We start from the raw sequence: 24169 nt of genomic DNA, 5'->3' as shown, positions 1-24169 counted from the left end.
GCAACATGAGTTTGCTCAAATGGGTAGATTTTCCACATATTGGTGATGCACGTGGCTCACTTGTCATCTTGGAAGGGTCTAAAACAATCCCGTTCGAGATAAAACGTGCGTATTACATTTTTGGTACTCAAGCGGGGGTGGCTCGCGGGTTTCATGCTCACCGACTACTTCAGCAAGTTGCAGTATGCGTAAGTGGCCGATGCCGAATGATTTTGGACGACGGCAAACAACGCATTGATGAGTGGCTCGACTCACCGACAAAAGGGATGGTCATCGACGCCATGGTGTGGCATGAAATGCACGATTTCAGCCCTGACTGTGTGCTGCTCGTCTTCGCTAGTGAACACTACGATGAAGGCGACTATATTCGTGATTATGAAGTCTTTACCAACAGTATTGAATCAATTTAATTGCTCTCGCACGCTAACAAACCGGATATAAAAATGATCAATTTTCTAGATCTTAAAAAAATTAACTCAAATGCGCGTGCTGAGCTCATTGAGGCCTGCACCCGTGTGATTGACTCCGGGTGGTACATCGCTGGAAGCGAACTGGCCCGTTTTGAGAGCGAGTTTGCTGACTATTGCGGTAGCAAGCATTGTATTGGGGTCGCTAACGGTTTAGATGCGTTGATACTGACTCTGCGCGCGTGGAAGGAACTCTCCAAGCTAAAGGATGGTGACGAAGTCATCGTGCCATCCAACACCTACATCGCAAGTATTCTCGCCATCACTGAAAATAATCTTGTGCCGGTATTAGTCGAACCAATCGAAGCCAGTTACAATTTGTGCCCGAAGAAGGTAAAACTAGCAATTACTACAAGAACTCGCGCAATCCTGCCGGTGCACTTGTACGGCCAATTAGCTGATATGCCTGCGCTTCTCGATATTGCCAAGCAACACGACCTGTTGGTGCTCGAAGACTGCGCCCAAGCCCACGGAGCAAGCATCGAAGGTCGCAAAGCGGGCAATTGGGGCGACGCCGCTGGATTCAGTTTCTACCCTGGCAAGAACCTTGGTGCGCTCGGTGATGCTGGTGCCATTACCACAAATGACGATGAACTGGCGCAGACACTCCGTGCATTGCGTAATTATGGTTCACATGAAAAATACAAGAATCTACATCAAGGTGTTAATAGCCGACTTGATGAGATTCAGGCGGCGATGCTCAGCGTAAAATTAAAATATCTAGATGAACAGACTTCACACCGACGCCGAATTGCCGAGCTATATATTAAAGGCATTGTGAATCCTGCGATTACCCTACCGCTGACAATTACTGACTCCCCGCTTAGCCTGACCTCACACGTTTGGCACTTATTCGTGATCCGTTGCGAGCGACGCGACGCATTGCAACAGCATTTGTTGAGTAAGGGTGTGCAAACCCTGATCCATTATCCGATACCACCGCATCAACAACAGGCTTATCCGCAACTAAATGCAATGAGCTTTCCCATTACGGAGAAGATTCACCAGCAGGTTTTGAGTCTACCGATGGGTCCGACACTCACTCTCGAAGAGGCTGCCCAGGTTGTAGAAGCCTGCAACAGCTTTTCCTCTTAAGGTCGGCTGAGTATGACCCTAATAAAGACCAGCCTGCTCAATGGCATTGCTGTCATCATAAAGATCTTGACGTTGTTAGGTATAAACAAAATTCTCGCGGTCTACGTCGGGCCATCTGGATACGCCGCAATAGGTCAGTTTCAGAATGCGGTGCAGATGATTACCACTTTTGCGAGTGGGGCGATTAATAATGGTGTCACAAGATACACCGCAGAGTATTTTGACGACGAACCCAAGCAGCATTTGGTGTGGCGGACCGCTGGAACTATTGCATTAGCTGGCTCGGTAGCAACAGGGCTGATATTAGCCCTTTTCAACCAGACACTTGCGATCTGGTTTTTGAAAGATGCCAGCTATGGCGGCGTGTTCCTATGGTTTTCTGCAACGTTGGTACTCTTTACTTTTAATACCCTCTTACTCGCGATACTCAATGGTAAAAAAGAAATAGTTCGCTATGTAATCGCCAATATTGCGGGCAGCATTTTCGCATTGCTGGTGACCACGGTTATGGCCATTCAGCTAGGCCTCTATGGCGCACTGGTTGCATTGGCCATATACCAATCGATCAGTTTTTTCGTCACGTTGTTTATCTGCTACAAAGCCCCTTGGTTCAAAATACGGTTCCTGGTGGGCGGCGTCGACAAGACGACAGTGATCAACCTTGGCAAATACACATTAATGGCGCTGACCTCTGCCGCATGCGTGCCAGTCAGCCACATTCTGGTCCGCAACCATCTAGGCGAAACGTTCGGCTGGAACGCGGCAGGTTACTGGGAGGCACTCTGGCGCCTTAGCACAGCTTACTTAATGCTAGTTACTACCACATTGAGCGTGTATTACTTACCCAGACTTTCCGAATTGAAACAATCTACGGAAATAAAAAAAGAAATCATCCAAGGCTACAAAATCGTCCTTCCCGTCGCAGCAGCATGCGGCCTGATTATATACTTGCTACGCGACCTGATTATTATGCTGCTGTTCACCCAAGATTTTGCCCCTATGCGCGAATTATTCGCATGGCAGATGTTGGGTGACACCTTGAAAATCGGTAGTTGGATACTGGCCTACCTGATGTTAGGGAAGGCAATGTTCAAGCTATTTATTGTCACTGAGATTGTGTTCGCAGCCGGGTTTGTTGCACTCACCTGGATGTTTACTGGAGTAATGGGGCTAGAAGGAGTAGCTGTTGCTCACGCGGTGAACTATGCCGCCTACTGGCTCGTTATGGCATATTTTGTGCGACGCTACCTTCAGAAAATAACACAACAAATTTAATTTTTTACTTAGCGGGCTCGATATGATTAGCAATTCCCCGAAAGTCAGCATATTTATGATTTCGTACAACCAGTGCACTCTGATAGAAGAAGCTGTGTTGTCTTGCCTAGCACAAGATTATAGCAATATCGAGATAGTGATCTCTGACGACGGATCTACCGATGGGACAGCTGAAATTTTGGCGGGATTCAAAGATAAACATCCTGATAAAATAAATTTGATTTTGAACCCAATTAACCAAGGTATTGTTAAAAACTCAAATGTTGCACTTTCAAATTGCTCAGGCGAACTTGTAGCATTCATGGGTGGAGATGACATCTTATACCCAACAAAAATCAGTCGACAGGTTGAAGCTTTTATAGCTGATCCAGAAGTGGTTTTTTGTTACCACCCCTGCCATATTCTGAAAAATGGTGTAATCACTGGGACCGTAGGTGACAGAGCGAAGGATATAGTCACGAATTTCTATGAAATGATGGCGAACTATGGCGCTCAAATTCCAGGGCCAGTCCCCATGGTTGCCAGAGCGGCCATACCTGCTGGTGGATTCAACGAAAAAATCTCTACGGCTTGTGACTGGTTACTGTTCATCGAAATAAGCTCTAAAGGTAAAGTTATTCGACTAAACGAAGTTCTTTCTATTTATAGAAAACATGATAACAATATCGGCCACAAAATTTTTTCATATGCTGACAATTTTCTACAAACGTTAGATCTTGTTGAGGAAAAGTATGGCAAGGATCCGAAAGTTGTAGCTGCGTGCAACAAAGGTCGCAAAAGATTCTTACTTGGCATTATCTACAACGCAATCCTAGTGAAAAACAAATTCGCTTTGACCAAATATATTGAGATTTACAAGAAAGCGGGAGGTCACGCCCCTCGATTAATTCACTCACTTGGCGCTCTGCCTTTCTCTAGCTGGCTATTTCGCTCTATAAAAAACTCACTGAAGAAAATAGTTTAGCAGACAGATTTCCAAGATTCGGATCGATATTACAGATTGCGACTTATATTGTGTCCAGCCATCATCTCGCAATGTACTTGGAGAGCCTGGCAATTGAATAAATTTTTCCCGGCTTTAATTGAAAATCAAACTAATCGAGACCTGCTCAATACCAGGCCTCTATACTCTCGATCAGAGCTTACCAGACGAACGACGAACAGGCACCGAATGATGAAGCCATCAAATAATAATCAACTTACCGTCGACGACCTAGACACTCCAAAGATGGCTCACTTAAGCAATCTCAATACTTTATTTGGGCATATTTATGGATAACATCAGAAAAGAAATAAGCCCGCAAGATTATTTCTTCATTTTTTTTGCAGTAGGATCTTATTTACTCCACACACTCAGGAACATATCTGAATTATATTCCGGACTTCCACTTATAATTTCTGTTTCCGGTTTTTTATTATATTCACTTAACAAGACAAAGGTTGACAGCGTTGGTTTTTACGCGCTACTTCTATTTATTTTATCTTACTTGTTACCTTTGACTTACTCCTCCCTATGGTACCCCGATGAAAGTTATACAATTTCATTCGCAAGGTATCTTTACATGATCCCCTTTGCATTATTCTGTATTTACGCAATAAAGAGCACTGCTCACTACGTATTTTTACTCAAGGTTTTTTCAATTTTCATTATATTTGGTGGATTTTCGATATTTTATCAGATTGTTTTTGGCGCAATATCCTGGTTCCCCGAGGCTTCTGAACGTGAAGGCCTCGTGCGATTCTCCTCACTGGCAGGCAATCTAACCGCATATGGAATTTTCGGTGGCTTAGCTTTACCGATTATATACTTTTTGTTTGATAACAAGACTGTTAGAAACTGTTCGTTAGTGATTGTTATAATTGCCATGCTCTGTACATTACAGAAAGCTGCCATTGTAAACATTGCATTATTTTTCATGCTTTTGTTTTTTTCCGGCGCAATGATCAATAAGCTAAAGATTGTCGGTTTCGTCGTTTTCATCCTGCCTTTATTGATCTTCGTATTCTACTTTCTAGAGGTTAGTTATGTAGTGGCAACTGTAGATAACATTTTTAGATTTAAAGAAGGCTCAGGCGCATCAGATGTGACATTCGCTCAGAGTTTACTTGATCGGCTATGGTTTTTGCCTTCACAGTTGTATGAGATGCATGGATCTTCCGGATTAATTTTTGGTGTGGGGATGGTAGGAGGTTCGGGCACTCTGGGGTTTCCAGATTATCCGATGGCGCATAACGGGATTTTTGACCTGCTGTTCATTGGGGGTATTTTAAATCTTCTAGCGTTTTCTATGTTGGCATTTTTTATTTTGTGGCGGCTTAAGAAGCTTGGAAATTATTGTGTTCCTCAGAGTTACTCTCATACAGTTATAAAAGTTTCTATCTTTATTTACTTATTAATTCTAGTAAATATGTTGTTTGCAGGTCCTTTGCATATACAGCCATACGGGGGAGTAATTTTTTACGCCGCTACAGTTTTCGTCTGCCTCAGACCGGATGAAATAAAAAGGCAAGCAACGTGTGTGGACTTTAAGCATTGATCGGGAACTCCATGCCTGAAGCAGATTTTGCTTGCGCCCCTACCATATTTTGAAAAAACCAACTCAAGGAAAATGCTGCCGAAATGCGTGCGTCCTTGGTGTCGTAATTATCGATTGTGACCAGAAGCTGAAGCTTCTGGTCACAAGTTAAGGAACGACTTCTATGCTGGGCGCTTCTGGCCGAGTCTGATAATGTTAAGTGCCCAGTGCCTGAAACAACAAGTACCTATTTACACACTTCGACAGGCCGAATTAATGCGGTGTTGACTTCGGAGGAGGTCTAACTTGAAAATTTGCATATTGCTTGAGACCGCAGAAAGTAGTTAAAAGACTCGCAAATAGCAATTACCACCGACATAACTGCCAAGCAGACGCGAAAATACGGCGAAAGGTATTGGAAAGATATAAATTACTGTTCAAGATCAGCATATTTTCAAATAACAAAATCACTGGATCATCCTTGCAAGTTTTAGTCGAGAGATTTCAACCGCTTGTTTTGTAATGTAGTAAAGGTATTCATTTTCTGTCTCACCAGTGTATTGAGCGCCCATCTTCTTGTGAAAGGAAATGACTTTCTCGTTGCCCTTTCTAACCTCGAAGTGACTTTTTTCAAATCCAAGGTGGTCGAATCCAAAACTGTAGACGAGAAATGCGCTTTCTATTGCAGAGTAGCGTGTTTTGTCTTCGTTTAGAATCCAACTACCCCAGCTGAAAGAATCGGCTCTAATGTCATATATCCGAACAGTACCGCATCGAACCCCATCGTTCCTCTCAATTATGAAATAAAACTGCGTACCATTTGCCTCGTCTTTTTTATAGTCTTTTACCCACTTAACCTGGGCGTTGATATCTCCACTGACACCAGAAAGGTGCTTGTTATATGCAACGTCGGTACGTAAACCAACAATAAATTCGGCATCGACTTCTTCAACAAGCCTTAACTTTATGGTTTTTGAGCTCAATTGCATTGATTAATTCCTTCAATATGCGATTAATAGATCCTATATGAATTACTCCATCGATGTTCGATGTTTCGGTCTGAAGCAGTACGATAATGACGTAGTCAATGCCATCAAGGCTAACTCGAAATCACTGACGCGAGCCATACGGCGGCGTGGAGTGCGTGGCTGGATGCCGCGCGTCTTCTGTTGACGTACGAGAGGTTGCACGCGCGGTATTGAAGTGGTTTGGCGGCGACTAGCAGTACGCGGGCCGCACCATTACCCCCCCTGAAGCAGGCTGTGGCTGGATGCGGCGCAAATCAGAAGCGGATCAGCTCTACATTATAATGCAAGCGATCCTTCGGAATACTTCTGACTACGATGAATATCGCTAGGTGTCTCGATAATCCGCCGTGAAAATGAACAAAGCTCACGTACCTGAACAGCAGCCCATTGGCATCGGGAAAGGATCTACCGTAATGAAAAGGCCCCTGGGGAACAGGAGCCGGTAATCAATAAACCAGGCACGACAATTTAAATGATTTTGCGCTAAATCTATTACTAATTAGTTTTCAATATTCTTGCAGGATTACCAATAACAGTTACGTTTGGCGGGACTGAGCGAGTGACCACAGCTCCGGCGCCGACCATTGCATTTTCACCAACTGTTACGCCTGGAAGTATTGTACAGTTGGCGCCCAGGGATGCGCCTTTACAAATAACGGTTCTTTCGTATTTCTCTGGGTAGACTTTACTTCTTGGAAACATATCATTAGTGAATGTCGCGTTTGGACCGATGAACACATCGTCCGCGATGGTAATTCCGTCCCAAATTTGAACACCGCATTTAATGGTTACTCGATCACCAATAACAACGTCATTTTCGATAAAAACGTGATCACACACATTACAGTTCTCACCGATTGTAGCGCCTGGCAAGATATGTGTGAATGCCCAGACTCGCGAGCCTCTCCCAACATTCGGGGTCTCGCATAAGCCGTGAGAGTGCACAAAATAGTCTTTAGGCTCGCTCATTTTTATCGCATATCCTTTTGTTTGATGTGGTTACAAAAAACTTGGAGTTCAACAATTGTTGTAGAGACTACAGATTTACCGATCTGCTGAACACAGAAGATTGGACGAAGCACGGTGATCGAAGCGGTCACCGAGTAACCCAAGACGAGCAACACGATCACCTAGTATCCAAAAAGTAACATCGCAACCAAGCGCTCATGATCGTATTTTAGTAAACTTTTTGGATTATTCCAGCGCTAGATGCCTGAAAGGTATGCAGCCAGTTAAGGGTAAATTTCAGCGAGGTCCTATATTTGATGCAGCAAGCTCAACAATCCACGCGAATCATGCCGATAGCGTATGATATCCGTAGGAAGAGAAGTAGCAACCAAGATGATTTTATAAACAGCACGTTGCTAGAGGACAATCGGATGGCAGATTTTTGCATATTGCCGAATACCAGTTGTCACAGTAATATGTAATACTAAATTTAACTCAATATCATGTTGAAACGACCGCGCACAGCCTAACACTGGCAGATCGCCTCATCAGCCAAAAAAGAGACTTAGTATGTAAGCGGCAATGTACACAGGCCACAACATTGTACTGGCTTATGTTAAGGCCTGAGCATATTGACTAGTTCATTACTATTTTTGAGACTCGCTAGCAATACTGATCAAGTACTGCCCGTAGCTATTTTTGCTCAATTCAGTACCTATTTTTAACAATTGGTCAGCGGTTAGCCATCCATTATTAAATGCAATTTCTTCAAGGCACGCGATCTTGTACCCTTGACGTTTCTCAATGGTTTCGACGAAGTGCGATGCCTCTAGAAGACTTTCGTGAGTGCCGGTGTCTAACCAGGCAAATCCACGCCCTAACAGTTCCACTTGTAGATCACCGCGATCCAGATAAGCTTGATTGATACTGGTGATTTCCAGTTCTCCGCGCTCTGAAGGTTTCACTTGTTTGGCAATCTCGATGACATCGTTGTCGTAAAAATACAGACCTGTCACCGCGAAATTTGACTTAGGTTTACTAGGCTTCTCTTCAATGGATATTGCACGTTTATTACTGTCAAACTGTACTACACCAAATCGTTCCGGATCCTTAACCTGATAACCGAATACAGTAGCGCCACGCTCGAGATTGACTGCAGACCGAAGCAATGGAGTGAACCCTTGCCCATAAAAAATATTGTCTCCCAAAACCAGGCATACCCGATCATTACCTATAAAATTTTCACCTATAAGGAATGCTTGTGCCAAACCATCCGGTTTATCCTGAACAGCGTATTCCAGAGTTATTCCAATTTGACTTCCATCACCAAGTAAGCGCTGGAAACCATTGAGATCTTCCGCCGTTGTAATAACCAGAATATCCCTAATTCCTGCGAGCATCAGGACTGACAATGGATAAAAAATCATAGGCTTATCGTAGATCGGTAGCAGTTGTTTCGAAACGCCTTTGGTAATGGGATACAATCTAGTCCCTGAGCCGCCAGCCAAAATAATACCTTTCATATTTTCTCCCTAATGCTAAATTCATAGCCTTTTAGAATATGGCGAAGAACTGATATGTGCTTGTATCAACAACACTGCTTGCCAGGAATCTTCAGCGATACTAAACATAGCTTTTTTGATTCTGAACATAGAACAAATCGCGATGAGGTAGAAGAAATTCTCAACCCCCGCGTCGAGTTTTACTTAACCAACTATTAAAACCATCTTAAAAATTTTATTCTATTAATCCGACGCTGAGACTTCCGATATCATTCTTATCGCCGCCTTGGAGCAAATATCCGAAAAATGTTGCGCAGAATACCTGCACAACATCTTGAAATTTCGACGAAATCTTACTTCGTAACTTATAGCTTTCGTCAATTGCGAGACAGAATGTTCTTTTCGCTTGTAAAAAACATCCGAAACAGGGCAAATATCACACCCAATATCAACCCCAACAATATGCCAAGCACCAGCACTAGCGCTTTTTTAGGTTGAACAGGACTATCCGGGAGTTCTACCTGGCCATCCATTCTGAATACTTCAACATTCCGAATATTTGACTCGAGGTCGGTATAAAACTTGGATTTAGTCTGTAAAACCCGAAGCTTGTTGATAAAAGGATCATCCGACTTTCGTGTTTCCAGGTTTTCAATTTCAGCTTTCAGAGCCTTGGTCCCACGCATATAAAGTGGCTGTTCATCCAAGCTTCCAGCAACCTTTACTTCTGTGTTCCCGCTGACTATTGGAGGCTTCTCTAAACCGATTGCTTCCGCTACTACCAATGCTTCGCGCAGTTTGGTTATTGAATCTTCACGGGCCTTTAATCCAACTTCACGAATTGAAACGATCTGCTGCTGAAGATTACGAGCGAGGACATCCGCCTCACTAGAAATGTTTTTGATCATTTCTTTTTTTGCTAGTTCGCTTGCACGGCCAATATACTTGCCAATCAATATAACAGCCTGGTCCGGATGTTCATCTTTTGCCACCACGGCGTAACGATCTGGATTATCTTTCCCTGCTAAAGCCACCGTCAGCACTTTGGTAAAATCGTTATACAAAGTTTCCAACGATTTTTTTCGTTCCGACTCTGACAAGGAAGGCAAATAAACCTTATTGAAAAACTCACGCCGAAGCGACTCGGCCTGCAAATTTCGAAGGAAAACCGCATACACATCTTTTACTGAAAATGGCGCAAGTTCATTTTCCGCTGTTCGACCATAATTATAGTTCACAACATCATTTTGTGTTGGGGGAACGACGACCACTTTTGCTTCATAAATAGGTGTACTAAGAAACGCATAGGCCGCTGCAATCGCTGTTGTCAGTATCACAGCTCCAACTACAACTAATCGCTGACGCCAAAGAGCAACCATTAACACCCTCAGGTCGACCTCATTCGAACCTTGGGATGTAGCGGAGTAATTCTGCATACCTTGTTAGCCCTCTAAAAATCACTAAAAACACATCCCCTATCTTTGCAACGAACTGATAGGTTTTTATTTAATAAAAATTTTTTAATTTGCAGCCAATCGAAATTCCGTCACTGCAAATTAAATCTAGTTTATCCTCGCGAGCTGTAGTTCTCACTAATCCACTGCTGATAGCTTCCGCTTTTCACGTGAGAAACCCACTCTGTATTACTGAGATACCATTCAACCGTTTTACGGATACCGGTTTCAAAGGTTTCTTCCGGGCTCCAGCCCAATTCGAGCTGGATTTTGCTGGCATCGATCGCATAACGCTGATCATGCCCTGGACGGTCCTGAACATACGTGATCAAGCTGGCGTGCGGACGATGCGCGGAATCTGGACGCAACTCATCGAGCAACGCACACAGCGCGTGCACGACTTCAATGTTTTGCTTTTCGTTATGACCACCAATGTTATATGTCTCGCCAATCACGCCTTCAGTCAGGACTTTATACAATGCGCGGGCGTGGTCTTCGACATAGAGCCAGTCACGCACTTGATTGCCTTTGCCATACACTGGTAGCGGCTTGCCTTCCAATGCATTAAGGATGATCAGCGGGATCAGTTTTTCGGGGAAGTGGTACGGCCCGTAGTTGTTCGAGCAGTTTGTAACGAGGGTCGGCAGGCCGTAGGTACGGGCCCAGGCGCGAACAAGGTGATCTGAGCTAGCCTTGCTGGCCGAGTAAGGCGAGCTCGGCTGGTAGGGTGTGGTTTCGGTGAAGAGGTCTTCCGGACCTTCCAGATCTCCGTAAACCTCGTCAGTCGAAATGTGATGAAAACGGAAAATGGCTTTGCGTTCATCGTCCAGCGACACCCAGTATTGGCGTGCAGCTTCGAGCAATGTGTAGGTGCCAATGATGTTGGTCTGGATAAACTCGGATGGTCCGGTTATCGAACGATCAACGTGTGACTCTGCAGCCAGGTGCATGATGGCATCCGGTTGATGTTCACGAATGACTCGATCAATCTGGTCGCGGTCGCATATGTCTACACGTTCAAACACATAGCGAGAGTCACGACTGACGCTACTCAAGGATTCAAGGTTACCGGCATAAGTAAGCTTATCAACGTTAACAACCGAGTCGTTAGTGTTGGAGATGATATGACGGATGACCGCCGAACCGATAAATCCGGCACCGCCGGTTACTAGAATTTTCACGCGAACTTATACCCTTGAGTTACCGACAGGGCCGCCAACCGAGCACTGTCTAATCCATGAATGCAAAAGCTCAGGATGACCCGAGGCTTCTGGCAGAATCAGCCTGCCCGACACCAGAACTTGCCGCTTTCGGGCAAGCGAAGCATTTTACAGCTTAATGACGGTTTTACTAATGGATGTAGACAAGCAGCGGGCAAAGTTTAATTCGTTGTCTGGCGCTAGCCGCAATCAGCCAACGTACTTACGGGAACGCATAGACCTGCGGCCGAGCAACAAACTCAAAACCGGCCCGATCACCATTCCCACGAGGAGCGCAAGAATCATCAACAACGCTACGGGCAATTGCGGGCCTGACCAGCCGAGAAATAGCAAGGCAACCGATTGCTGATTTTCGAGCACGAACGCCAGTATTACCAAAACCAACAACAGGGCAAATATGGCGAGCAGTGCCCGCTTCAAATTATGCATCAGCAATTCCTCGAAATAAAAAGGCTGTCAAAGCCCCTCTTCCTCATCCTCATTAACCCGATCCCGCAGCTCCTTCCCCGGCTTGAAATGAGGAACAAACTTCCCATCCAGGCTAACCGACTGCCCGGTCTTGGGATTACGCCCTACCCGCGGTGCGCGGTAGTGCAAGGAGAAGCTACCAAAGCCACGGATCTCGATACGATCGCCAGTAGCCAGGCATTGGGACATTTGTTCAAGCATGGTCTTGATGGCCAGCTCCACATCCTTGGATGAGAGCAGCCCTTGATGGGTGACAATTCGTTCGATCAACTCCGACTTCGTCATATTTTTCCCTTCTTTTTCAAGCAGCTAGATCAGCGCTTCAAAGGTTTTAGCACGCTCGGAGCTATTTGAACAGTCCAGGCTTCGACATATCTTCACGGGGAATAAGCCGCGTTATTTCAGCGCATCAGGCGTCAGATGATGCCTTCATCCACTACCGACAGATAACCAGCATCGTGCGTGTCAGATAACCCGCAGGATTAAAGCCGAAAGGGAATTCATCCTCCTCTTTGGCATCATCGGATCTTGCAACCACCTTGTAACCCGAGGCCTTGCATTCCCTCGCTGCGCGTTTCTGGCACTTCTCCCACCCCGACCCCAAACCCGAACAATCAATCTCTATTCCACTGACTCCACGGACGGCATGCGTCTTGGCACTTGTGGTACAGCCCGCCAATGTCAGTACCGCTACTACTACGACAATGAGCTTGTTCATCCACTTCCTTATTGTCAGGCAGCCTACCGGAAGGCATGTGCACCTTGGGTTATAGACTAGCTGCAATTAAGCAATTGATCCTGTTAAAGAAAGGGACAATTTTGGAAGGGGATTGGTTCAAGGTGGAATGCCGGACAGGAGACATCAAAGATGACCTGGCGTGTAACGGTCTACCATGCTGCGTTGGTGCCAAATCGCAGCCACAAAAAAGGGCGACCGAAGTCGCCCTTTTTCTATGGTCTGACAGAACTTAGTTCTGTTTTTCCATTTGTGCACGCAACAGGTCGCCCAGAGTGGTAGGACCAGCAGCAGGTTCCGAAGTCGCTGGCTTGTCGCGCAGGCTCTGGATTGCTTCTTTCTCTTCAGCATCGTCTTTCGACTTGATGGAGAGCTGGATTACGCGGCTCTTGCGGTCAACGCTGATGATCTTGGCTTCTACTTCCTGGCCTTCTTTCAGAACGTTGCGCGCGTCTTCAACGCGGTCACGGCTGATTTCGGAGGCTTTCAGAGTCGCTTCGATATCGTCGGCCAGAGTGATGATGGCGCCTTTAGCGTCAACTTCTTTCACGATGCCTTTAACGATTGCGCCTTTGTCGTTCTCTTGAACGTACTCGGAGAACGGATCGCTTTCCAGTTGCTTGATACCCAGGGAGATACGCTCGCGCTCTGGGTCAACCGACAGGATAACGGTGTCCAGCTCGTCGCCCTTCTTGAAGCGGCGAACGGCTTCTTCGCCCACTTCGTTCCAGGAGATGTCGGACAGGTGAACCAGACCGTCGATGCCGCCGTCCAGACCAATGAAGATACCGAAATCGGTGATCGACTTGATGGTGCCGGAGATTTTATCGCCCTTGTTGAACTGGCCAGAGAAATCTTCCCATGGGTTAGATTTGCACTGTTTGATGCCGAGGGAGATACGACGACGCTCTTCGTCGATGTCCAGAACCATAACTTCCACTTCGTCGCCGACTTGTACGACTTTCGAAGGGTGGATGTTCTTGTTGGTCCAGTCCATTTCGGAAACGTGTACCAGACCTTCAACGCCTTCTTCCAGCTCAGCGAAGCAGCCGTAGTCGGTCAGGTTGGTTACACGAGCGGTAACGCGAGTGCTTTCTGGGTAACGGGCTTTGATAGCAACCCATGGATCTTCGCCCAGTTGCTTCAGGCCCAGGGAAACACGATTGCGTTCGCGATCGTATTTCAGAACCTTGACATCGATCTCGTCGCCAACGTTGACGATTTCGGAAGGATGCTTGATACGCTTCCAAGCCATGTCGGTAATGTGCAGCAGGCCATCGACGCCACCCAGATCGACGAATGCGCCGTAATCGGTGAGGTTTTTGACGATACCTTTGACTTGTTGACCTTCCTGCAGGGATTCCAGCAGAGCTTCACGCTCAGCGGAGTTCTCGGCTTCGAGGACGCTACGACGGGAAACGACAACGTTGTTGCGTTTCTGGTCGAGCTTGATGACCTTGAATTCCAGCTCTTTGCCTTCCAGGTGCGTGGTGTCGCGCACTGGACGAACGTCAACCAGAGAACCTGGCAGGAACGCACGGATGCCGTTAACGTCGACAGTGAAGCCGCCTTTAACCTTACCGTTGATAACGCCCTTGACCACTTCTTCGGCTGCGAAGGCTGCTTCCAGAACAATCCAGCATTCAGCGCGCTTGGCTTTTTCACGGGACAGCTTGGTTTCACCAAAGCCGTCTTCAACCGAGTCCAGAGCAACGTGAACTTCGTCACCGACATTGATAGTCAGATCGCCAGCGTCGTTGTAGAACTGCTCAAGCGGGATGAGTGCTTCAGACTTCAGGCCAGCGTGAACGGTTACCCAGCGAGCTTGGTAATCGATATCAACGATAACACCGGTGATGATGGAGCCTGCCTGAAGGTTCAGGGTTTTTAGGCTTTCTTCAAAGAGTTCCGCAAAGCTTTCGCTCATTTTAATTCCTGAGTATAAGGGCGAAGAATACGCCCATCTCCACATCCCAGACGACGTGGGTTACGTTCATTTAAAGAAGCACCGCAGGACTTTGACTGGTCCCCTGCTGCGCTTCTTGGTCACCCGGCGATATCGCGGATTGCGATTTCGCTCATGATGCGTTCCAGCACCTGATCGATGGATAATTCCGTGGAATCCAGCTGGATGGCGTCAGCCGCCGGCTTGAGCGGGGCTACCGCTCGCTGGGTGTCACGCTCATCGCGGACACGTATCTCATCTAGCAGACTCGACAGACTAACACCATCGACTTTGCCCTTCAACTGCAAGTATCGACGGCGCGCACGCTCCTCGGCACTGGCAGTGAGGAATATCTTCAGCGGCGCATCCGGAAAAACCACGGTGCCCATGTCGCGCCCATCGGCCACCAGGCCCGGAGCCTCCTGAAACGCCCGCTGGCGCTGCAGCAAAGCGTCGCGCACGGCCGGCAACGCGGCCACTTGCGAGGCCCACGCGCCAACCTGCTCATTGCGCAAATCATCAGTGACGTCATCACCTTCGAGGATGATTCGCTGCGGATGACCTTCCGTCGCGCCGACGAACTGCACGTCCAGATGAGCCGCCAACAGCTTCAGCGACTCTTCGTTGGTCAAGTCAACGCCATGATTGCGCGCAGCGAATGCCAGCAGACGGTACAACGCACCGGAATCCAGCAGACACCAGCCAAGACGCTTGGCCAGAATACCGGCGATAGTGCCCTTGCCCGACCCGCTTGGGCCGTCGATGGTGATGACCGGTGGCTTGATGTTCACGACTGAGCCTCTAGAGCAACGCGGATGCCGACCTGCGCGCAAAGCGCTAGGAAGTTGGGGAACGACGTCGCGACGTTCGCACAATCATGGATGCGGATCGGCGCGGTAGCGCGCAGCGAGGCAACACTGAATGCCATGGCAATCCTGTGATCGCCGTGACCGTGCACTTCGCCGCCGCCGATCAGGCCACCATCAATAATGATGCCGTCCGGAGTGGGTTCGCATTTGACGCCAAGCGCCAGCAAGCCATCCGCCATGACCTGGATACGGTCCGATTCCTTGACGCGCAGCTCTTCGGCCCCACGCAGGATGGTTCGACCTTCAGCACACGCAGCCGCGATGAACAATACCGGGAATTCGTCGATCGCCAGCGGAACCAGCTCTTCCGGAATCTCGATACCTTTCAGTTTAGCTGCACGAACGCGCAGGTCAGCGACGGGCTCGCCACCGACTTCACGCTGGTTTTCCAGAGTGATATCAGCGCCCATCAGACGCAGGATATCGATCACGCCGGTGCGCGTCGGGTTGATGCCGACGTGCTCGAGCACCAGCTCGGAACCTTCAGCAATCGAAGCCGCCACCAGGAAGAACGCCGACGACGAGATGTCGCCCGGTACTTCAATGTGGGTCGCGGTGAGCTTATGGCCAGACTCGACCGACGCCGTAGCGCCGTCGACGGTCACCGGATATCCGAAGCCGCGCAGCATGCGTTCGGTATGGTCGCGGGTTGGCGCAGGCTCGGTAACGGTAGTCTTGCCCTCGGCATACAGACCCGCCAGCAGCAGACAGGATTTCACCTGGGCGCTGGCCATCGGCATGGTGTAAGTCAGGCCTTTAAGCTTGTTGCCACCACGAATAACCATCGGTGGACGACCTTCAGCAGCAGTCTCGATAACGGCACCCATTTCCCGCAGCGGGTTGGCCACGCGGTTCATCGGGCGCTTGGATAGCGAGGCATCACCGGTCAGGGTGCTGTCGAAGCTCTGCGCGGCCAGAAGACCGGACAGCAGACGCATCGAAGTGCCGGAGTTGCCCAGATAGATCGGGCCCGGCGCAGGCTTCAGGCCATGCAGGCCGACGCCGTGGATGGTCACGCGACCGTGGTGCGGACCTTCGATCACGACGCCCATGTCGCGGAACGCTTGCAAGGTCGCCAGTGCGTCTTCGCCCTCAAGGAAGCCTTCGACTTCAGTGACGCCTTCGGCCAGGGAACCCAGCATGATCGAGCGGTGGGAAATCGATTTATCACCCGGTACACGAATCCGCCCAGTCAGGCGGCCACCAGGTTGTCCCAGGAAAATCAGGTCGTTGGAGTTCATAGCGTCCACATAAGCCCGGCGGGCCAGGATTTTACTGAAATGTTCGCGAGCAACCCGGGCGCGAGTGAAGACGCCCAACAATTGGTGCCCATCCCCTGCATCGACCGCGTCGCGCAAGGCGTCGAGGTCGCTGCGAAATGTATCGAGTGTGCGCAGGACAGCCTCGCGGTTGGCGAGGAAGATGTCGTGCCACATGACCGGATCGCTTCCGGCGATTCTTGTGAAATCGCGGAAACCGCCGGCAGCGTAACGGAAGATCTCAAGATTTTCATTGCGCTTGGCCAACGAATCGACCAAACCGAACGCCAGCAAGTGCGGCAAATGGCTGGTCGCTGCCAGCACTTCATCATGGCGCTCGACCTGCATGTGCTCGACATCGGCACCCAGTGCGCGCCACAACCGGTCGACCACTGCCAGGGCTGCCGGATCGGTTTGATCCAGCGGCGTCAGAATCACTTTGTGGCGACGGAACAATTCGGCATTGGAGGCCTCCACCCCGCTCTGCTCGGAACCGGCAATCGGATGGCCCGGCACAAAGCGCGCCGGCATGCCGCCAAACGCTTCGGTTGCCGCGCGCACGACGTTGCCCTTGGCACTGCCGACGTCGGTGAGAATCGCTTGCCCCAGATCCATGCCCGCCAGACGGCCGAGCATTTTTTCCATGGCAAGGATCGGCACGGCCAACTGAATGACGTCCGCACCCTGACATGCAACAGCCAGATCTTCTTCACAGCGATCCACCACACCCAACTCAACCGCCAGCTTGCGCGATTGCGGATCGAGATCGACACCGACCACTTCCCGACAAACGCCGCTTTCACGCAAACCCTTGGCAAACGAACCGCCGATCAATCCCAGACCGACCACCACCAGGCGACCGATCATAGGTTCAGCAGATTGCAGTGCAGTGACATCAACCACGAGCCAGAACCTTGGTCAACGCCTCGAGGAAGCGGCTGTTTTCCGCCGGCAGGCCGATGGTGATGCGCAGGTGGTTGGGCATTCCGTAGTTCGCCACCGGACGCACGATCACGCCCTCGCGCAGCAAGCCCTGGAACACCGGAGCAGCAACACGCCCCAGATCGACGCAAATGAAGTTGCCTTTGGACTCAATCCAGCTCAACCCCAGTTCGCGAAATCCCGCCTCCAGTTGCTGCATGCCCGCGTCATTCAGACGACGGCTTTCAGCCAGGTAATCGGTATCTTGCAGCGCGGCACAGGCTGCAGCCAGAGCCAGGCTGTTGACGTTGAACGGTTGACGGACACGGTTCAACACGTCTGCCACCACGGCGGTAGACAAGCCATAACCCACGCGCAGCGCCGCCAGACCGTAGGCCTTGGAGAATGTGCGCGAAACCAGCAGGTTCGGATAAGCCGCCAGGTAGTCCAGACCGTCCGGCAGGTCACTGCCTTCGGCGTATTCGATGTACGCCTCGTCCAGCACCACCAGGACGTGCTCCGGTACATCCTGCAGGAACTCGTCCAGCGCTTCGGCACCGAACCAGGTCCCGGTTGGATTGTTCGGGTTGGCGATAAAGATCACGCGTGTATTGGCGTCGATTGCCGCCAGCATGGCCGAAAGGTCATGCCCCCAGTCTTTAGCAGGAATCACACGCGCATCAGCACCCACAGCCTGGGTCACGATTGGATACACCGCAAATGCGTGCTCACTGAACACTGCGTTCAAACCGGGCGCCAGATAGGCGCGCGCGACCAGCTCCAGAATGTCGTTGGAACCGTTGCCCAACGTCACTTGATTCAGTTCGACGCGGCACTGGTCGGCCAGCAGGGTTTTAAGCGCGAAACCGTTGCCGTCTGGATAACGGGTCAGCTCGGCCAGCTCTTCGCGAATCGCAGCCAAAGCTTTGGGGCTGGCACCCAACGGATTTTCGTTACTCGCCAGTTTGACGATGCTGGCCGGATCGATGTCCAGCTCACGCGCCAGCTCGTCCACGGGTTTGCCCGGAACGTAAGGCGAAAGTTGTTGCACGCCCGGCTGTGCCAGAGCGAGGAAGTCACCACTCATTTTGCTGTCGCCCTTAGAGAACTGCTTTCGGGTAGGAACCGAGCACTTTAAGTGCTACTGCTTCCTGACTGATCTTTTCCAATACACCTTTGATCAATGGATCGCGGTGGTGGCCGACGAAGTCGATAAAGAACACGTAGGTCCATTTACCGCTGCGCGAAGGGCGCGTCTCGATTCGCGTCAAGTCGATGCCATTGTCGTGGAAAGGCACCAGCAACTCGTGGAGCGCGCCGGGCTTGTTGCTCATGGAAACAATGATCGAAGTCTTGTCGTCGCCGGTCGGCGGCACTTCCTGGCTGCCGATCATCAGGAAACGCGTGGAGTTGTCCGGGCGATCCTCGATTTTCTCGGCCAGACGGGTCAGCCCGTAAAGACCGGCCGCCATGTCGCCGGCAATTGCCGCCGAGTTCCACTCACCCTTGACCCGTTTCGCCGCTTCGGCGTTGCTGGACACCGCCACACGCTCGACATTCGGATAATGGGCGTCCAGCCACTTGCGGCACTGGGCCAGGGACTGGGCATGGGAATAGATGCGGCTGATGCTGTCGGTCTTGGTGTTTTCGCCCACCAGAAGGTGATGGTGAATCCGCAACTCGACTTCGCCACAAATGACCATGTCATGCTCAAGGAAGCTGTCGAGGGTGTGGTTAACCGCGCCTTCGGTGGAATTTTCCACCGGAACCACGCCGAAATTCACCGCACCCGCCGCGACTTCACGGAAGACTTCGTCGATTGCCGCCATTGGCTTGCTGATCACTGCGTGGCCAAAATGCTTCATGGCCGCCGCTTGAGTGAAGGTACCTTCGGGGCCGAGGTAAGCCACTTTCAGCGGCTGCTCGAGCGCCAGGCACGAAGACATGATTTCGCGGAACAGCCTCGCCATCTCTTCATTGCCCAGCGGCCCCTGGTTGCGCTCCATCACTCGCTTGAGCACCTGAGCTTCACGCTCGGGACGATAGAACACCGGCACTTCGCCTTCGGCCAGCGAGGCCATCTTTACTCGCGCAACTTCCTGGGCGCAGCGCGCGCGCTCACTGATCAGCTCCAGGACCTTGGTGTCCAGAGCGTCAATGCGAACGCGCAGTGCCTTGAGTTCTTGCTCAGACATTAGCCGTGTTCCTTCTCGAACTCTGCCATGTACGAAATCAGTGCGTTGACCGCAACGATGTCCACGGCGTTATAGATGGAGGCGCGCATGCCCCCTACGGAACGGTGACCCTTGAGGTTCAGCAGGCCACGCTCTTCGGCACCGGCCAGGAACGGCTTGTCCAGACGGTCGTCCGCCAGGCGGAACGGCACGTTCATCCACGAGCGGTCCGACGTGTTGATCGGGTTGCTGTACAGGCCGCTGGCGTCGATGAATTCGTACAGCGTGCGCTGCTTCACTTCATTGAGCTTGCCGATGGCTTCAACACCACCCTGCTCTTTCAGCCACTCGAATACCAGACCAGACAAGTACCAGGCCAGCGTTGGCGGAGTGTTGTACATCGAGCCGTTATCGGCCGCGACCTTGTAATCGAGCATGGTCGGGCACAGGGAACGGGCGCGACCCAACAGGTCTTCGCGAACGATGTTCACCACGATGCCGCTAGGGCCGATGTTTTTCTGTGCGCCGGCGTAAATCATGCCGAAGCGCGACACATCCACCGGGCGCGAAAGGATGTCCGAGGACATGTCGGCGACCAGCGGAACATCACCGGTTTGCGGAATCCACTGAAACTCCAGGCCACCGATGGTTTCGTTCGGTGCGTAGTGAACGTAGGCCGCGTCTTTCGACAGCTTCCATTCGTTCTGACCGGGAATTGCAAAATAGTCGTAGGGCTTGGCGGTACCGGCAACATTGACGTGACCGTAGCGCGAAGCCTCTTCGATGGCTTTCTGCGACCAGATACCGGTATCGATATAGTCGGCCGTGCCGTTTTCCGGCAACAGGTTCAGAGGGATCTGAGCAAATTGCTGGCTGGCGCCGCCCTGCAGAAACAGCACTTTATAGTTCGAGGGGATATTCAGCAGATCACGCAGATCCTGCTCGGCCTTGGTGGCAATGGACACGAACTCATCACTACGATGGCTCATTTCCATGACCGACAGGCCTTTGCCGTGCCAATCAAGGAGTTCACCCTGAGCGCGCTTCAGGACAGCTTCGGGAAGCGCCGCAGGACCGGCACAGAAGTTATAGGCTCTCTTGCTCACATCCAATCTCGCTCTGATTTGGTGGTATCACGCAATAAATCACAACATCAATCGACACAGAGTTCCTGCCGAAGCAGAAAACCTGTGGGAGCGAGCCTGCTCGCGAATGCATCACCGCGGTATTTCAGAGGTACCGCAGCGCCTGCATCGCGAGCAGGCTCGCTCCCACAAGGGATCTCCACTGATATCGAAATTTTCCGTTCGGACAAACAACAAGGGGGCGAATTCTCATCCGCCCCCTGCTTGTCCGCTTATTCCTGCGGTTCTTCGTCGGCTGCGGCGTCGAGTTGCTGGTCTTCGGCAACGTTGTCGTCGATCACGACATCACCGTCGAACACTGCACCCTCTTCACCGTCTTCCAGCTCTTCGCCTTCGACTTCCGACGGTTCCTGAACCCGCTCCAGACCAACCAGTGTTTCATCGCTGGCCAGCTTGATCAGGGTCACGCCCTGAGTATTACGACCCAGGCTCGACACTTCGTCGACACGGGTACGAACCAGCGTGCCCTGGTCGGAAATCAGCATGATTTCCTCGCCATCGAGCACCTGGACCGCACCGACCAGACGGCCGTTACGGTCGTTGCTGACCATGGCGATAACGCCCTGACCGCCACGCTTGTACTCAGGGAACTCACTGATCGCCGTGCGCTTGCCGTAACCACGCGCCGAAGCGGTGAGGATTTCGCTGCCTTCTTCGGGGATCAGCATGGAAATCAACTTCTGGCCTTCTGGCAGACGCATGCCGCGAACACCGCGAGCAGTACGGCCCATGGCGCGGACGTCGGTTTCCTTGAAGCGAGTCACTTTACCGCCGTCGGAGAACAGCATGACTTCGCGCTCGCCATCGGTAATGGCGGCAGAAATCAGTACGTCACCTTCGTCCAGCTCCAGCGCGATCAGACCGACGCTGCGTTGACGGCTGAAGGATTCCAGCGGGGTCTTCTTCACGGTGCCTTTGGCGGTGGCCATGAAGATGAAGTGACCTTCGGTGTACTCCTCGACCGGCAGCATGGTGGTGATGTATTCATCACTGTCCAGCGGCAGCAGGTTGACCAGCGGACGACCACGGGCCGCGCGGGAGGCTTCCGGGATTTCGTAGGTTTTCAGCCAGTACACCTTGCCTTTGCTGGAGAACAGCAAGAGCGTGGTATGACTGTTGGCGACCAGCAGGTGAGCGATGTAGTCCTCATCCTTGACGCCAGTAGCCGATTTTCCTTTACCGCCACGACGCTGGGCCTGGTACGCAGCCAATGGCTGGGTCTTGGCATAGCCACCGTGGGAGATGGTCACGACGCGCTCTTCTTCCGGGATCATGTCACCCAGAGTCAGGTCGAGACGGGCATCAAGAATTTCGGTGCGACGCACATCGCCGTATTCGGCGCGGATCACTTCCAGCTCTTCGCGGATCACTTCCATCAGGCGCGTGGCGCTGTTGAGGATGCGGATCAGCTCGCCGATCTGGTTGAGGATCTCTTGATACTCGGCCAGCAGCTTCTCGTGTTCCAGACCGGTCAGGCGGTGCAGACGCAGCTCGAGAATGGCTTGCGCCTGTTCTGGCGACAGGAAGTACTTGCCTTCGCGCAGACCGTATTGCGGGTCCAGGGTCTCTGGACGGCAAGAGTCCGCACCGGCGCGCTCGACCATCGCGACCACAGCGGAAGATTCCCACGCGGTCTTGATCAGCGCTTCCTTGGCTTCCGACGGCGTCGGCGAAGCCTTGATCAGGGCGATGACCGGATCAATGTTCGACAGAGCTACCGCTTGACCTTCAAGGATGTGACCCCGTTCGCGCGCCTTACGCAGTTCGAACACGGTACGACGGGTAACTACTTCACGACGGTGGCGAACGAAGGCTTCCAGCAGGTCCTTGAGGTTCAGGATCCGCGGACGGCCGTCGATCAGCGCAACGATGTTGATGCCGAACACCGCTTGCAGCTGGGTCTGGGCGTAGAGGTTGTTGAGGATCACCTCAGGCACTTCGCCACGACGCAGCTCGATCACGACGCGCATACCGTCCTTGTCGGACTCGTCGCGCAATTCAGTGATGCCTTCCAGCTTCTTCTCTTTGACCAGCTCGGCGATCTTCTCGATCAGACGGGCCTTGTTCAGCTGGTAAGGGAGTTCGGTGATGACGATCTGCTGACGGCCACCGACCTTGTCGATGTCTTCGATCGTCGAGCGGGCGCGCATGTAAATGCGGCCGCGACCGGTACGGTAGGCTTCGATGATGCCGGCACGACCGTTGATGATCGCAGCGGTCGGGAAGTCCGGACCGGGGATGTATTGCATCAGCTCATCGATGGTCAACTCGGGGTTGTCGATGAGTGCCAGGCAACCGTCGATGACTTCACCGAGGTTGTGCGGCGGGATGTTGGTGGCCATGCCCACGGCGATGCCGCTGGAGCCGTTGACCAACAGGTTGGGAATACGGGTCGGCATGACCGCCGGGATCATTTCGGTGCCGTCGTAGTTCGGCACCCAGTCCACGGTTTCTTTGTGCAGGTCAGCCAGCAGCTCGTGCGCCAGCTTGGTCATGCGCACTTCGGTGTATCGCATGGCCGCGGCGTTGTCGCCGTCCACCGAACCGAAGTTGCCCTGCCCGTCCACCAGCAGGTAACGCAGCGAGAACGGCTGCGCCATACGAACGATGGTGTCGTACACCGCGGTATCACCGTGCGGGTGATACTTACCGATCACGTCACCGACAACACGGGCAGATTTCTTGTACGGCTTGTTGAAGTCGTTGCCCAGCTCGCTCATCGCGAACAGCACACGCCGGTGCACGGGCTTCAAGCCATCGCGCGCATCCGGCAGTGCCCGCCCGACAATTACGCTCATTGCGTAGTCGAGGTAGGACTGCTTCAGCTCGTCTTCGATATTGACCGGGAGGATTTCTTTGGCCAGTTCGCCCATGAGAAGCCTGATTCCTTTTTCTGGTGAAACCTCGTCACATCCATATGGGACGAACGAAGCTCGCCGCTGCAGGCTGGAGTGCCATACACCGACTTACGACAAATCAACGAGTTGTGCCATGGATTTGCGCAGTAAAGACAACCCCGCGGGACTGCCTCGGAAAACGCCGGATGTTATCACAAGAGCCGCCACGCACCTATCCCTCTGATGCGCATGGAGCATAGTTAGTTGACCGGTGACAGGCTTGAAGGGGATCAGAGAGGCTTAGAGCTAC

Annotated in this window: 20 protein-coding genes; 5 read left to right on the top strand and 15 right to left on the bottom strand. The window is 51.4% G+C overall.

What is annotated here, in order from left to right; translation table 11 throughout:
* Nucleotides 1–5: 5 nt before the first annotated feature.
* From ACA063_RS08425 to ACA063_RS08405, 5 genes are all read left to right on the top strand, one after another.
* The gene (locus tag ACA063_RS08425; protein WP_497665474.1) at nt 6–410 is read left to right on the top strand and encodes a sugar 3,4-ketoisomerase; all 405 of its coding nucleotides are present in this window, start codon (nt 6–8) and stop codon (nt 408–410) included.
* 33 nt (nt 411–443) lie between these two features.
* On the top strand, nt 444–1562 hold the full coding sequence (locus tag ACA063_RS08420; protein WP_497665473.1) for a DegT/DnrJ/EryC1/StrS family aminotransferase: 1119 nt from the start codon (nt 444–446) through the stop codon (nt 1560–1562).
* Between the two features lie 12 nt (nt 1563–1574).
* Nucleotides 1575–2837: an O-antigen translocase gene (locus ACA063_RS08415; RefSeq protein WP_497665472.1), complete on the top strand. Its 1263-nt coding sequence runs from the start codon at nt 1575–1577 to the stop codon at nt 2835–2837.
* Nucleotides 2838–2859: 22 nt separating this feature from the next.
* Nucleotides 2860–3801: a glycosyltransferase family 2 protein gene (locus ACA063_RS08410; RefSeq protein ID WP_497665471.1), complete on the top strand. Its 942-nt coding sequence runs from the start codon at nt 2860–2862 to the stop codon at nt 3799–3801.
* A gap of 598 nt (nt 3802–4399) precedes the next feature.
* A complete protein-coding gene (locus ACA063_RS08405; RefSeq protein ID WP_497665470.1) occupies nt 4400–5374 on the top strand; it encodes a hypothetical protein in 975 nt (324 codons plus the stop codon).
* 446 nt (nt 5375–5820) lie between these two features.
* On the opposite strand, the gene ACA063_RS08400 is transcribed toward ACA063_RS08405, so the two are convergent.
* From ACA063_RS08400 to gyrA, 15 genes are all read right to left on the bottom strand, one after another.
* Complete coding sequence (locus ACA063_RS08400; protein ID WP_497665469.1) at nt 5821–6342, bottom strand: GNAT family N-acetyltransferase; 522 nt, start codon at nt 6340–6342, stop codon at nt 5821–5823.
* A gap of 534 nt (nt 6343–6876) precedes the next feature.
* Nucleotides 6877–7350: an acyltransferase gene (locus ACA063_RS08395; protein ID WP_497665468.1), complete on the bottom strand. Its 474-nt coding sequence runs from the start codon at nt 7348–7350 to the stop codon at nt 6877–6879.
* A gap of 626 nt (nt 7351–7976) precedes the next feature.
* On the bottom strand, nt 7977–8852 hold the full coding sequence (rfbA, locus tag ACA063_RS08390; protein WP_497665467.1) for a glucose-1-phosphate thymidylyltransferase RfbA: 876 nt from the start codon (nt 8850–8852) through the stop codon (nt 7977–7979).
* A 356-nt stretch (nt 8853–9208) separates the two neighbouring features.
* Entirely contained in the window at nt 9209–10267 is a 1059-nt protein-coding gene (locus ACA063_RS08385; RefSeq protein WP_497665466.1) for an LPS O-antigen chain length determinant protein WzzB, read from the bottom strand.
* 131 nt (nt 10268–10398) lie between these two features.
* Nucleotides 10399–11466: a dTDP-glucose 4,6-dehydratase gene (gene rfbB, locus ACA063_RS08380; protein ID WP_497665465.1), complete on the bottom strand. Its 1068-nt coding sequence runs from the start codon at nt 11464–11466 to the stop codon at nt 10399–10401.
* 228 nt (nt 11467–11694) lie between these two features.
* Nucleotides 11695–11934 (bottom strand): LapA family protein, encoded by a 240-nt coding sequence (locus ACA063_RS08375; protein WP_497665464.1) that lies wholly within the window; start codon nt 11932–11934, stop codon nt 11695–11697.
* 27 nt (nt 11935–11961) lie between these two features.
* Complete coding sequence (gene ihfB / locus ACA063_RS08370) at nt 11962–12258, bottom strand: integration host factor subunit beta (RefSeq protein WP_003369729.1); 297 nt, start codon at nt 12256–12258, stop codon at nt 11962–11964.
* 151 nt (nt 12259–12409) lie between these two features.
* Nucleotides 12410–12691, bottom strand: coding sequence for a hypothetical protein (locus ACA063_RS08365; protein WP_497665463.1), 282 nt, complete (start codon nt 12689–12691; stop codon nt 12410–12412).
* Nucleotides 12692–12941: 250 nt separating this feature from the next.
* On the bottom strand, nt 12942–14636 hold the full coding sequence (gene rpsA / locus ACA063_RS08360; protein ID WP_162436111.1) for a 30S ribosomal protein S1: 1695 nt from the start codon (nt 14634–14636) through the stop codon (nt 12942–12944).
* A 119-nt stretch (nt 14637–14755) separates the two neighbouring features.
* Nucleotides 14756–15445 (bottom strand): (d)CMP kinase, encoded by a 690-nt coding sequence (cmk, locus tag ACA063_RS08355; protein ID WP_084322379.1) that lies wholly within the window; start codon nt 15443–15445, stop codon nt 14756–14758.
* A complete protein-coding gene (locus tag ACA063_RS08350) occupies nt 15442–17649 on the bottom strand; it encodes a bifunctional prephenate dehydrogenase/3-phosphoshikimate 1-carboxyvinyltransferase (protein ID WP_497666489.1) in 2208 nt (735 codons plus the stop codon). Before ACA063_RS08350 ends, cmk begins: the two co-directional genes overlap by 4 nt.
* 28 nt (nt 17650–17677) lie before the next feature.
* Complete coding sequence (gene hisC, locus ACA063_RS08345) at nt 17678–18790, bottom strand: histidinol-phosphate transaminase (RefSeq protein ID WP_497665462.1); 1113 nt, start codon at nt 18788–18790, stop codon at nt 17678–17680.
* Nucleotides 18791–18803: 13 nt separating this feature from the next.
* The gene (gene pheA, locus ACA063_RS08340; protein WP_028620536.1) at nt 18804–19898 is read right to left on the bottom strand and encodes a prephenate dehydratase; all 1095 of its coding nucleotides are present in this window, start codon (nt 19896–19898) and stop codon (nt 18804–18806) included.
* Complete coding sequence (serC, locus tag ACA063_RS08335) at nt 19898–20983, bottom strand: 3-phosphoserine/phosphohydroxythreonine transaminase (RefSeq protein WP_497665461.1); 1086 nt, start codon at nt 20981–20983, stop codon at nt 19898–19900. The genes pheA and serC overlap by 1 nt, the downstream gene beginning before the upstream one ends.
* 251 nt (nt 20984–21234) lie before the next feature.
* Entirely contained in the window at nt 21235–23895 is a 2661-nt protein-coding gene (gene gyrA / locus ACA063_RS08330; RefSeq protein ID WP_162436106.1) for a DNA gyrase subunit A, read from the bottom strand.
* Nucleotides 23896–24169: the final 274 nt, after the last annotated feature.

The organism is Pseudomonas sp. LBUM1643, assembly GCF_059716215.1.
The sequence above is the reverse complement of the archived record's forward strand: the minus strand, read 5'-3'. Positions and strand labels throughout refer to the sequence as shown.